Origin of the sequence: Lactobacillus bombicola (genome assembly GCF_900112665.1) — a bacterium.
GTDB lineage: Bacteria > Bacillota > Bacilli > Lactobacillales > Lactobacillaceae > Lactobacillus > Lactobacillus bombicola.
This window is the reverse complement of the sequence record NZ_FOMN01000003.1, coordinates 179261-191592: the sequence shown is the minus strand read 5'-3', so window position 1 is coordinate 191592 and position 12332 is coordinate 179261. Positions and strand designations below refer to the sequence as shown.

General features: G+C 36.1%; 8 protein-coding genes, 7 tRNA genes, 1 rRNA gene, 1 pseudogene, 1 riboswitch and 1 other annotated feature. Of the genes and pseudogenes, 11 read left to right on the top strand and 6 right to left on the bottom strand.

Annotated elements, in window-relative coordinates; genetic code table 11:
• Window positions 1-145: 145 nt before the first annotated feature.
• The 3 genes from rrf (at window position 146) to BM203_RS04080 (ending at window position 443) form a co-directional block, all read left to right on the top strand.
• Window positions 146-262 (top strand): 5S ribosomal RNA (rrf, locus tag BM203_RS04090).
• A 12-nt stretch (window positions 263-274) separates the two neighbouring features.
• Window positions 275-347 (top strand) — tRNA-Asn (locus BM203_RS04085).
• 6 nt (window positions 348-353) lie between these two features.
• A tRNA-Ser gene (locus BM203_RS04080) sits at window positions 354-443 on the top strand.
• 92 nt (window positions 444-535) lie between these two features.
• On the opposite strand, the pseudogene BM203_RS04075 reads toward BM203_RS04080, so the two are convergent.
• From BM203_RS04075 to BM203_RS04055, 5 genes and pseudogenes are all read right to left on the bottom strand, one after another.
• Window positions 536-1657, bottom strand: a pseudogene (locus BM203_RS04075) (tyrosine-type recombinase/integrase).
• Window positions 1658-1760: 103 nt separating this feature from the next.
• Window positions 1761-2852, bottom strand: a complete 1092-nt coding sequence (locus tag BM203_RS04070; RefSeq protein ID WP_103716071.1) for an SHOCT domain-containing protein — start codon at window positions 2850-2852, stop codon at window positions 1761-1763.
• Window positions 2853-3034: 182 nt separating this feature from the next.
• Window positions 3035-4120, bottom strand: a complete 1086-nt coding sequence (locus tag BM203_RS04065; RefSeq protein WP_090092952.1) for an SHOCT domain-containing protein — start codon at window positions 4118-4120, stop codon at window positions 3035-3037.
• A 199-nt stretch (window positions 4121-4319) separates the two neighbouring features.
• Entirely contained in the window at window positions 4320-4778 is a 459-nt protein-coding gene (locus BM203_RS04060; protein WP_090092951.1) for a hypothetical protein, read from the bottom strand.
• Between the two features lie 45 nt (window positions 4779-4823).
• Window positions 4824-5135 (bottom strand): hypothetical protein, encoded by a 312-nt coding sequence (locus tag BM203_RS04055; protein ID WP_090092950.1) that lies wholly within the window; start codon window positions 5133-5135, stop codon window positions 4824-4826.
• Between the two features lie 162 nt (window positions 5136-5297).
• On the opposite strand from BM203_RS04055, the gene BM203_RS04050 reads away from it, so the two are divergent.
• The 7 genes from BM203_RS04050 (at window position 5298) to BM203_RS04020 (ending at window position 8723) form a co-directional block, all read left to right on the top strand.
• Window positions 5298-5370 (top strand) — tRNA-Val (locus tag BM203_RS04050).
• Between the two features lie 150 nt (window positions 5371-5520).
• Window positions 5521-5592: transfer RNA gene (locus BM203_RS04045), tRNA-Glu, on the top strand.
• Between the two features lie 6 nt (window positions 5593-5598).
• Window positions 5599-5671: transfer RNA gene (locus tag BM203_RS04040), tRNA-Val, on the top strand.
• 106 nt (window positions 5672-5777) lie between these two features.
• Window positions 5778-5849 (top strand) — tRNA-Glu (locus tag BM203_RS04035).
• A gap of 6 nt (window positions 5850-5855) precedes the next feature.
• A tRNA-Val gene (locus tag BM203_RS04030) sits at window positions 5856-5928 on the top strand.
• A 58-nt stretch (window positions 5929-5986) separates the two neighbouring features.
• Window positions 5987-6070: riboswitch (SMK box riboswitch) on the top strand.
• Window positions 6068-7261, top strand: a complete 1194-nt coding sequence (gene metK / locus BM203_RS04025) for a methionine adenosyltransferase (RefSeq protein ID WP_090092949.1) — start codon at window positions 6068-6070, stop codon at window positions 7259-7261. It overlaps the preceding riboswitch by 3 nt.
• 13 nt (window positions 7262-7274) lie before the next feature.
• Window positions 7275-8723 carry an MDR family MFS transporter gene (locus BM203_RS04020; RefSeq protein WP_090092948.1) on the top strand — a complete coding sequence of 483 codons (1449 nt, stop codon included), beginning with the start codon at window positions 7275-7277 and terminating at the stop codon, window positions 8721-8723.
• Between the two features lie 60 nt (window positions 8724-8783).
• Here the strand turns inward: BM203_RS04020 and BM203_RS04015 are convergent, their stop codons facing one another.
• Window positions 8784-9449, bottom strand: a complete 666-nt coding sequence (locus BM203_RS04015) for a phosphatase PAP2 family protein (protein ID WP_228150111.1) — start codon at window positions 9447-9449, stop codon at window positions 8784-8786.
• Between the two features lie 152 nt (window positions 9450-9601).
• Window positions 9602-9794 (top strand) — a binding site (T-box leader).
• Window positions 9795-9825: 31 nt separating this feature from the next.
• Between BM203_RS04015 and leuS the strand changes: the two genes are divergently transcribed.
• The gene (gene leuS, locus BM203_RS04010; protein ID WP_090092944.1) at window positions 9826-12240 is read left to right on the top strand and encodes a leucine--tRNA ligase; all 2415 of its coding nucleotides are present in this window, start codon (window positions 9826-9828) and stop codon (window positions 12238-12240) included.
• The last annotated feature ends 92 nt before the right edge of the window (window positions 12241-12332 follow it).

Below are 12332 nucleotides of genomic sequence, written 5' to 3'. Positions count from 1 at the left end.
AGGAGTGGAAGAGCCGTGAGGTTTGGAGCGGACTAGTACTAATCAGTCGAGGACTTGACCAAAAGCGAAGGCAGTCAAAGAAGAGAGTGGAACGGTTTTTTCGAAGGATAATATTTAGTTTTGAGTGTAAAAGCTCAAAAAGAAGTACGGTGGCAAGAGCAAGAAGGAAACACCTGTAACCATGCCGAACACAGAAGTTAAGCTTCTTAACGCCGAGAGTAGTTGGTGGGAGACTGCCTGCGAGGGTAGGACGTTGCCGTGCTTTTTTTAATATTCCGGCTTAGCTCAGTTGGTAGAGCGCTTGACTGTTAATCAAGATGTCGTCAGTTCGAGTCTGACAGCCGGAGTTTCTTGGAGTGTTGTCCGAGTGGCTTAAGGAGCATGATTGGAAATCATGTATATGGGTTTTACCTGTATCGAGAGTTCAAATCTCTCACACTCCGTTATATAATAATTAAAGGCTAATACAGCAATGTATTTAGCCTTTTTATTTACTTTCGCACGGCAAATGCACGGCAAAAAGCAAAAAAACAAGTTAAATGTTTAATTTTCTGATTGAATCAATCGCATCATCCTCGTTCTTTTTGGTAATGTGGGTATAAATGTCCATGGTTATTTTGATGTTTTCATGGCCAAGAAGCATCTGAACTGTTTTAGGCTTAACATCAGTTTCGCTAATAAATAGAGTGGCAAAAGTGTGGCGGAAGCCATAGACGGTGATTCGTCTTAATTGCGGATTAGCTTTATAGATTTTTAGTAGCCAGTTGCCTGGGGCTGTCAAATTATAGTAGTTTCCATTTTGTTCATGAAAAACTACTTTGTAGATTATTTTTTGCTTTTTGTGATAATCAATCAATGCTTCAGCTAAATTCTGTGAAATTGGCAAAGTTCGTTTTGATTTTTTGCTTTTAGGCGGCTGCATGATAATTTTGTTATCTAAGCCATATGCAAGAGTTTTATTAACTGAAAGTGTCATATTGTCTAAGTCAATATCTTTCCAGGTTAGTGCCAAAGCTTCTGAGCGTCTTAGACCTGTCGATGACAGCAATTTGAAATATGTATAAGGTGTTGTAGCATATTCTTTAGCAGCTGTCAGAAATTCTTCAAGTTCTTCCCGCGTATAAGCATTGTGCTTAATGTCTCTTCTGGGGCGTGTGGTTTTTTTAGGCATAATTATTCTTTTTGTGGGATTGTTTTTAACGTATCCCAGCCGAATCGCATATTCGAATAATCTGTTAAGTATACGGACAACTTCTTTATATTTGACAATCTCTTTAGATTTTGTATCAGCAAATTTTTGTATCGTTTTAACTTGAATTTTATCTAAATATTTATCACCAAAAGTAGGTTTAAGATGGTTGTTATATATTTGATTAGTTTTATTAGCGGTTGACTGTTTTACCTGTCCCTTATAGTTATCAAACCAAAGAGCATAAATCTCATCAGTTTTGATTATCTTTGGTTTCTGATATCCAGTTGTACCATTGGCGCGTAATTGGTCATAAGTGATTTTGGCATCGTTATACGTTTTAAATCCTTGGCGAGTGATATTAACGCGCTTGCCGTTTTCATCCATACCGAGATAGAGGTGAAACTTAAAAGCACGTTAGCCTTTTTTGTTTTTGTATTCTTTTATGTGTTCGTCTCGCTTTGGCATAATTTTCCTCCTAATAAAAAAGCCGCAAAGATTTATTGTCTTACAGCTTTTTTGCACATCATAGTTTTTAACATTGCTGGTGTTGCATGTTGTGGACGATACCTTAAAGCCCCAGCAATTGTTTCTTCTTTGCCTCGAATTCTTCTTGGGTAATGATGCCATCGTCCATTAGTTGTTTATATCTGCGTATTTCTGCTGGGGCATCAGTGTTATCCTTGGTATCTTCGACGACTTTTTCCGTGGCTTTCCAGCCATCTAGAATTGCAATGACATGGTTTAATTCTGAATATGCATGTCTAACAAAAAAACCGTCTGCCTTATTATTTTTAGCGTTTAAGAGACTAACTTCAAAATTGCTACCATCAGTTAGATTAATAATTACGCCCAGCTCATCAATATATTCATTTATTTTTCCACCAGTGGTGCCGGCAATAACTGCACCGGCTGGTCCAGCAATGATGGCACCGACAGCTGCACGAGTAAAGACATGATGCTTATTTTTGTCATGACCTTTTTCATTCACACGATATGAAACGATCTCGTCAGCATTTACGAAAAATTCTATTCCATGAAATGCCGTATTAGCATAAATCTTTCTCTTATCAATGTCGAAGTAGTAGCCACCATAGTAAACAGATTCTGCTTTTATGGCGGCCTGTTCTTGCTTTCTTTTTTCTTTTTCAGCTTTCTTTTTTAATTTTTCATCCTCTATTTCTTTTAGTTCTTTCTGTGCCTTTTTAAAATTGATGTCATTAAAATCTACTTTCTGATTAATAGATTCTTTGAAATCTTCAATCGTATGTTCAGAAGCCCAGTTATATGCTTTAGTAGCTCTATACTTAGCAGCACAGTCTAGACAGACGTAGGTAGAATCTTTGAAATTCAAAGGCGCATCGTTTTTATAAATATCTTGTTCACAGAATGCACATTGTGCTATTGGTTTATGGTGATGGTGATTAACAGGGGCAACTTTTCTTTTGATGGTCTCTAATTTTACCGGATTATCCATTAATTCTTTTATTTCTGCAGCAGTATGGCTATTTAAAAAACCATTCATATGTCTTTGATCAGCACCGCCATAAAAGTTACCTTTATTAAAAAGGCAAGGGTAGCAAATTACACCATCTTTCAAAGGCATTTTGTTATCCCAAAAGCCCAACTCTTTACCGCAAATACCGCATTTCTTTTTTGCCATGATTAACTCCTTTTCTGTTTTTCTTTGGTTCAAATTTTTCTTGAGTAATAATTTTGATTACGTAGTTTATAATATCAGTGTGTTCCCCACATACGTGGGGGTGATCCTGAACTCAGCCCACCTTCTTTCTTTAATCAGAGGTGTTCCCTACGTATGTGGGGGTTATTTATATGATCCTACGGTTAAAGTCCTAACAGTTGCTTCTTCTTTGCCTCGAATTCTTCTTGGGTAATGATGCCATCATCTAGTAGTTGTTTATATCTGCGTATTTCTGCTGGGGCATCAGTGTTATCCTTGGTATCTTCGACAACTTTTTCCGTGGCTTTCCAGCCATCTAGAATTGCAATGACATGGTTTAATTCTGAATATGCATCTTTAGCGTAAGAACTGTTTGTTTTACTTTTAATGGTTAGAAATTTAACTTCAAAGTCGCTACCGTCAGATAGATTAATGATCAAACCGAGGTGATCGATGTATTCGTTTATCTTGCCACCAGTGGTGCCGGCAATAACTGCACCGGGTGTACCAGCAATAATGGCACCAACAGCTGCGCGAGTGAAGACATGGTGTTTATTTTCATCATGTCCTTTTTCGTTAACTTGATATGAAACAATTTCACTAGCATCAACAAATCTATCAGGATCTAAAAATGTCTTGCCAATATAAATTTTTCTTTCAGTTCGATTGAAGTAATAATGTGAATAGCGAACAGATTTCTTTTTGAAAGCAGCAATTTCTTGCTTTTTTTGTTCTTTTTCAGCTTGCTTTTTTGCATTTTCTTGCTCTTCTTCTTTTTGTTTTTGCTGTTGCTTTTTGAAATATATATTGTTGAAATTTATATCCTGTTTAACAGCTTTTTTGAAATCTTCAAGTGTATGTTCAGAAGCCCAATTATGGGCTTTAGTGGCGTTATGCTTGGCCTCACAATCTAGACAGATATAGGTAGAATCTTTGAATTTCAAAGGCGCATCGTCTTTATAAATGTCTTGTCCACAGAATGCACATTGTGCTATAGGTTTACGGTGATGATGATTAGCGGGGGCAACTTTTCTTTTAACAGCTTGTAATTTTTCAGGATTATCAATTAATTCTTTCATTTCAGTGACAGTTTGAGTATCTATAAATTTATTTATTCGTCTTCCATTAGCACCACCATAAAAATTACCTTTGTAAAAACAATCACAGCAAATAACACCATCTTTTACAGATATCTTACTGTCCCAAAAGCCCAACTCTTTACCGCAAATACCGCATTTCTTTTTTGCCATAATTAATTCTCCTTATTAATAATTAAGTAGGTATTATCTTATTTTTTATAAAATTACATTTGTTTTTATTATAGCGCTTACATTAATATCAAAAATTATATCGGTTTTGCCTTAAGGCATCGATATATGTTTCCAAAATATAATTAACATTTCTAGGAATTGCAAAAGCATAAATATTATAAAGTAAATGTAACTATATTTATCTAAGTTTTTGTTGCCGCCTTTGCTTTGAGCTAGCGGAATGTTTAATTTCTTGCCAAAACTCAGCTGTAGTCAAATCAATATTTGTTGTAAAAGAGTAGTTTTGCTCAGTACTGTCCTCTTCATGAAAAACAGCAATTAACTTGAATTGATCTTGATTAAGCCCTTGACATTGTTCAGTTGAATAGTTAGCTAAACTCTGAACTTGTATTTTTTTCAAAATTTGCTGGATACTATGATTATGCGCAAAATAAATTTTAGTCTGACCGCCGTTTTTAACCAATTCTGCATGCTCGCTGCCACCTTTTACATCATAGTTACCATAACCATCGGAAAGTATGAAACCAGCAAACTTTAATCTTAAAGTGAATTTGGAAAGATTAATTGCATAGGCTTCAAAATTAATATCAGCGTTTTTATCGCGTGCTTGAGCACTATAAGTACTGACAACATTCACTGCTACTTTCTTTTGGGAGTCTTTATGGTAAAGATAAAGGTTTGTCTAAACAGCTGCCAGTGTTCCTAGTGCTGTAAGTGAATTAATTACAATAGTTGCAATTGCTGTAACATCATTGTTTGTTAAATTTAGGCCTAAACTGAAAAACAATGTGGATAAGATAAAGCCAATTCCCAGCCAAAACCAAGCTGACTTTAAGAAATGATAGTGTTTAAAAGTGTTACCAAGGTAAAAGGTTCTTTTAAGTAAATTTAAGGCTTGCTGGCGCCAATGAAAAAGAATAATAATGAGTAAGAGAGCAAGAAAAAATTGATAAAAAGTGATACTAGTAAAAGTGTTTTTCAAGAAATAGAGCATTTAATCCTCTTTAATAAGTAGATATGACAATGCAAAATTGTTTTCCTAAGCAATAATTTTCTCATAGTTTTAAAAAAATGAATATGTCCTCTGAAAATAAAAAATTCTAGACAAAAAATAAATCTTATGCTAAAGTTTTAAGAGTAGCAATTATTAACAACTGGAGGATTAGCTCAGCTGGGAGAGCATCTGCCTTACAAGCAGGAGGTCACAGGTTCGAGCCCTGTATCCTCCATTATAATTATAGGGATGTAGGAATACATCTTTTTTTATGTAAAGAATTGCTTTTGCAATTATTAGTTAAATTAATAAGTTTTTTAAGTTTTACTCTTGCATTTTGTTTCTTATCTAGTATACTATTGAATGTGCTTTTGATTTAGAACACGACCCGTTGGTCAAGTGGTTAAGACATCGCCCTTTCACGGCGGTAACATGGGTTCAAATCCCGTACGGGTCACCTTTTGGAGGATTAGCTCAGCTGGGAGAGCATCTGCCTTACAAGCAGGAGGTCACAGGTTCGAGCCCTGTATCCTCCATAAATAACGGTAATTAGCGTTATTTATGGAATAATATAAATTGGGTGCGCGTATTTTTAATTTTAGCTTCTAAGCTAATAGTTGAATTTACTCGGATTCAGCATCTGACCCGTTGGTCAAGTGGTTAAGACATCGCCCTTTCACGGCGGTAACATGGGTTCAAATCCCGTACGGGTCACACTTTGGAGGATTAGCTCAGCTGGGAGAGCATCTGCCTTACAAGCAGGAGGTCACAGGTTCGAGCCCTGTATCCTCCATCGTTCTAGACTACCGAATCTGCGGTAGTCTTTTTTTGTAGTAAGAACGAATTTATTATATCGGTTCAAGTCCTGAAAGGATCCAATGTTGGAGATGCCTTGTAACCGAAGAGCTATTTAAATCTATAGGGGGACTATTATGGAAAAACGTTTATTTACTTCAGAGTCAGTTTCTGAAGGTCATCCTGATAAAGTTGCTGATCAAATTTCAGATGCAATTTTAGATGCGATTATTGCCCAAGATCCTGATGCCCATGTGGCTTGTGAAACCATTGTGAACACCGGTATTGTTTATGTATTTGGCGAAATATCAACTAGTGCATACGTTGATATTCAAAAAGTTGTTCGAAAGACTGTTTTAAGAATAGGTTATGATAAGCCTGAATTGGGTTTTGACGGCAATAACTGTGCTGTATTGTTAGATATTGATGAGCAATCAGCAGATATTGCTGAAGGCGTAGATCACTCGCTAGAAACTCGTGAAAATAAGGCTAGTACTGATGGCTTAGATCAAATTGGGGCAGGAGATCAAGGCTTAATGTTTGGCTTTGCCGTCAAAGAGACTCCTGAATTAATGCCATTGCCGATTTCCTTAGCCCATAAATTAATGCAACAAGTAGCTAAGCTACGTAAGGATAATACTTTAACTTGGCTAGAGCCAGATGCTAAAGCTCAAGTCACAGTTGAATATGATGAAAACAATAAGCCTAAACGCGTTGATACTGTTGTTATTTCAACGCAAACAGATGCTGAAGTTTCGAATGAAGAAATTCAACAGGCAATGATTAACCTAGTGATTAAAAAAGTTATTCCTGCTAGGTATCTTGATAATAAAACTACCTTCTTGATTAACCCATCTGGTCGTTTTGTAATTGGAGGCCCTAAAGGTGACTCTGGACTAACTGGACGAAAAATCATCGTTGACACATATGGTGGCTATGCACGTCATGGTGGAGGCGCCTTTTCAGGTAAGGATGCAACTAAAGTTGATCGTAGTGCTAGTTATGCTGCTCGTTATGTTGCAAAAAATATTGTAGCAGCGGGTTTGGCTTATCGCTGCGAAGTGCAGCTTGCTTATGCAATTGGTGTGGCTAATCCAGTATCAATTATGATTGACACTGCTGGAACTGGTAAGGTAAGTGATGAATTATTAACTGAAGCTGTGCGGCACGTTTTTGATTTACGGCCAGCAGGAATTATTAACATGCTTGATTTGCGTCGGCCCATATATGAGCAGACGGCTGCTTATGGTCATTTTGGTCGTACCGATATTGATTTACCTTGGGAGAAAACAGATAAAGTTCAAGATATATTGAATTATATTAAAAAATAAAGGATAGATTATTTTGAAAAAAACGAATGTACCTATAATTACACTTGCCATTTTTATGACCACTTTTATGACTGCTATTGAAGGGACGATAGTTTCAACGGCAATGCCTACAATAGTTTCTGATCTTAATGGTTTAGAAATCATGAATTGGGTGGTTTCTATCTTTCTCTTTATGACTGCTGTATCAACTCCTCTATACGGAAAATTAGCAGATAGCATTGGTCGTAAACCTATTTTTTTGTTTGGGATAGCCTTATTTGTTATTGGTTCTGCTTTATGTGGTCAAGCAAATAATATGATTGAATTGATTTTATTCCGCGTTATCCAAGGATTAGGTTCAGGTGCAGTTCAACCAGTTGCTATGACCATTATCGCTGATTTATATAGCATTGATAAGCGGGCCAAGATGCTGGGACTTAACTCTGGTTTTTGGGGTGTAGCTTCAGTAATTGCACCACTTTTGGGTGGATTTATTGTACAAAAATTATCATGGCACTGGGTATTTTATATCAATGTTCCAATTGGCTTTGTTGCCTTTGTATTGGTAGTGATCTTTTTGCACGAAGCAAGAGAGAAACAGAGAAATAAATTGGATATTCAGGGCACATTTTGGTTAGTTACGATGCTTTTAGCATTAATGTTTACCCTGCAAGAATTGAGTTCGTTAAATCCCATTTTTGTGGGCTTGCTAATTGCCTTTGTTATTATAAGTGCGATTGCGTTTTATATAGTAGAAAAGCATGCTACTGATCCTATTATGCCGCTATCGATTTTAAAAGATCACGAGTTTCAAGCCATAAATATGATAACATTACTAATTTCTGGTGTTGTTATTGGTTTTGAATTTTATATTCCAACTTGGATGCAGGGGATTAACGGTACATCAGCAACTGTTGCTGGTTTTGCTGTCACTCCTAGTTCTGTAATGTGGGTAGTGGGTTCATTTGTAATTGGTGCAATATTGAGTCGCTGGGGTATACGGAGAACCTTATTTGGAATGTTAGCACTACTTTTAGTTGCTGATATGTTATTACTTTTGCTACCTTTGCAGACACCATTTTGGCTATTTTGTGTAATTGCTACTATGAATGGCTTTGGTTTTGGTTCAATTATCACGGCTGCACAAGTACGGTCGCAGGTTTTAGTTGAGCCCAAAAATGTTGGAGTTGCTACATCTTTTAATACCTTAATGCGCTATCTAGGTCAGACAATGTTAGTATCAATATATGGAATTACTTTTAATACGGTAGTTACTAGTCAGATAGCTAAGAAACCAGAATTGACTCAAGCAATGATGAATAAAATTGTCTCTGCTGAAAAAGCAAAAGAATTAGCACCTCATCTTATTCCGCAGTTACGACAAGTTCTCTTTAATGGCTTAAAGGGTGTTTATTTTATTTCTTTAGTAGCAATTGGTCTATCAATTATTTTCAATTTTATTTATAAAAAGCGACAACATTAATTGATCAAGTAAAATAGAATAACAAAAAAGACGTTAACCATTAACTGGTTGACGCCTTTTTTAATTTTCTAAATGATAATGATATAAAAAAGAATATCCTATTAGGACAAAAGTAATTCCTTCTAAAAATCCGCCTAGTACGTCAGAAGGATAGTGCACATGATTAAATATCCTAGTGTAACCGATTAAAAGCGGAAAGCAAAGCCAAACGATACAGAGAATAGTTTTTACGGCTTTATTTTTTACTAGTAAAAGTGTTAAAACAATTAGAATTCCAAAGAGGGTGGCACTACCAACTGAATGGCCTGATGGGAAACTATAGCCATGTGCTTCAACTAGATGGTGCACAGAAGGACGAGGACGTGCAATTGCATGCTTGCTAATCCAGTTGTAGCCATTTGCGGCAATCATTGTGCCAGCAGTAAAATACGTATAAGCGTATTTTTTAAAAATAAATAAAATTAAGCAAATGATAATTGTTATAAATGTTATAACACTTGTATTTCCTATAACTGTAAATGTTGTAGCAAATTTGATATTGGCAGGATTATTATTACAAATGATGGCAATAATATTCTGATCGAAATGATGGATAAACTGAGTTCCAGATGCAACGAGCATTGCCCAAACCGAATATAAAATTAAAAAAATAGTAGCTGGTATGATTGTATCTTTTTTTGAATGATTGTCAGTAATCAATAACTTTCTCCTTTTATTTTTTTGCATTTCTGTTAAATTATAATCATTATTCATTAAAAAATAAAGTAGGTCATGACCTGTAATTGGTAACACCGAAAATCAAATAGCGAAAGCTGATAATTAATAGAAATTTTTAGTTCTTTGCTTTTTTTAGTAAATGTGGTAAATTATAATCATTAATTAAGTAAAGGATTGGGAACTAGTAACTATTTTATTTTGCTACAGAGAAGAGTCGGGTGGTGTAAGACTTGCAGAATAGATAGTGAACTTAGCCTGAGTAATACCTAACGTATGCTATCCGCGTTAAGGAGCAATGAGGGGTCACGCTAGAGGCGTGAAACTTAGGTGGTACCGCGATTATTCGTCCTATGATGTTTCATAGGATTTTTTTATGAGGTAAATTATGTATAATCATAAAGTTGTTGAAAAAAAGTGGCAAAAGTATTGGGCTAAAAATCATACTTTTAAAACAGGAACAGATCCAAAACGCAAAAATTATTATGCTTTAGATATGTTTCCATTTCCATCTGGTAAGGGTTTACATGTTGGGCACCCTGAAGGCTATACTGCTACCGATATTATTTCAAGGATGAAACGTAGTCAAGGATATAACGTTCTTCACCCAATGGGTTGGGATGCTTTTGGGTTGCCCACTGAACAATACGCTCTGCAAACTGGTCAAGATCCTGCAATTGTGACTAAAGAAAATATTGCTAACTTTAAGCGTCAGCTAAATAAATTAGGTTTTTCGTATGATTGGGATCGTGAAGTCTCTACTAGTGATCCAAAATATTATAAATGGACGCAGTGGACTTTTGAACAAATGTATAAAAATGGCTTGGCTTATGAAGCTGAAGTTCCAGTCAATTGGTCGCCAGATTTAGGGACAGTAGTTGCCAATGAGGATATTGTTGATGGTAAAACTGAACGTGGTGGCTTTCCAATTTATCGACGCAATATGAAGCAATGGATGTTACGCATTACTAAATACGCTGATCGTCTTTTAGCCGGACTAGATGATCTTGACTGGCCAGAAAATATTAAGGAAATGCAACGTAATTGGATTGGCCGTTCGGTAGGTGCACAAATTACCTTTAAGGTACAAAATTCAGCTGCCACCTTTAATGTATTTACTACTAGACCCGACACTTTATTTGGTGCTACTTACGTGGTTTTAGCACCGGAAAACAAACTAGTTAAACAGATTACGACTTCAGCGCATCAAGAAGATGTAGCGGACTATTTAAAAGAAATTGAATCAAAGTCTGATTTAGAGAGAACCGATCTTAATAAAAATAAAACCGGTGTTTTTACTGGCGCTTATGCAATTAATCCGGTAAATGATCAACCGATTCCAATTTGGATTGCCGATTATGTTTTAGCAAGTTATGGTACGGGAGCTGTCATGGCAGTACCTGCTCACGATACGCGGGATTATGAATTTGCGCAAAAATTCAAATTACCAATTAAAGCGGTTATTAAAGGTGGAAATGTTAATCAAGAAGCATACACAGCTGATGGGGTTCATTTTGATTCTGAATTTTTAGATGGATTAAACATTGCCGATGCTAAGGAAAAAATGCTAGCTTGGCTGGAAGAACATCATGTTGGTCAACAAAAGGTCAATTATAAGTTACGTGATTGGGAATTTGGGCGTCAGCGCTATTGGGGCGAGCCGATCCCAGTTATCCATTGGGAAGATGGTGAAACTAGTTTAGTTCCTGAAAATGAGCTACCACTTGTCTTACCCCATGCAACTGACATTAAACCTTCTGGAACTCCAGAGAGCCCCTTAGTTAATTTAACTGATTGGGTTAATGTGGTAGATAAAAATGGGCGTAAAGGTAAGCGTGAAACTAATACCATGCCTAATTGGGCAGGTTCTTCCTGGTATTTCTTGCGTTATATTGATCCTCGCAATGATCAAAAATTAGCCGATTATGAATTGCTTAAAAAGTGGATGCCGACTGATTTATATATTGGTGGGGCTGAACATGCCGTTCGCCACTTGCTTTATGCAAGATTTTGGAACATGGTTTTATATGATTTGGGAGTTGTACCAGAGGAAGAACCATTTAAGCGGCTTTATAATCAAGGCTTAATTTTAAAAGATCATGAAAAAATGTCTAAGTCGAAGGGAAATGTTGTCAATCCAGATGAAGTGATTGAAGAATATGGTGCAGATAGTCTTAGAATGTATGAGATGTTTATGGGACCACTAGATGCTTCAATTGATTGGGATGATAATGGTCCCGCTTCAACTAAGAAGTTTTTAGACAGGATTTGGCGTTTATTTGTTAACGATCTTGATCTTGAAGCAATTCCAAAGGAAAATATTGTAGCAGATAATGATGGTGCACTAGACAGAGTTTATAATGAAACGGTTAAAAAAGTTACTGAAGATTTTGATGCCCTGCACTTTAATACGGCAATTTCTCAATTAATGGTTTTTGTGAATGAGGCGCAGAAAGTGCAAACAATCCCACGGGAATATGCTGAAGGGTTTATTACATTAGTTGCGCCAATTGCTCCCCATATGATGGAAGAAATTTGGCAAATTTTGGGTCATGAAGAATCTATCACATTTGCTAAATGGCCAACTTATGATCCTGCAAAGTTAATTGAAACTAATGTTGAAATTATGGTTCAGGTAAATGGTAAATTGCGGGGCAATTTCAAGGTGGCAAAAGATAGCCCTAAAGCTGAAGTAGAAAAAGAAGCACTGGCTTTACCACATGTTCAAAAGTTTTTGGACGGTAAAGAAGTGAAAAAAATAATCGTTGTACCCAACAAAATTGTCAATATTGTAGCTAAATAAAGTTAATTTTTCCTAAAGTAGTTATCATAGTTGTTGTTAATTATAACTGTTGCTTCAAAATAAGATAGTTATTAGTACATTAGATTTAGGAA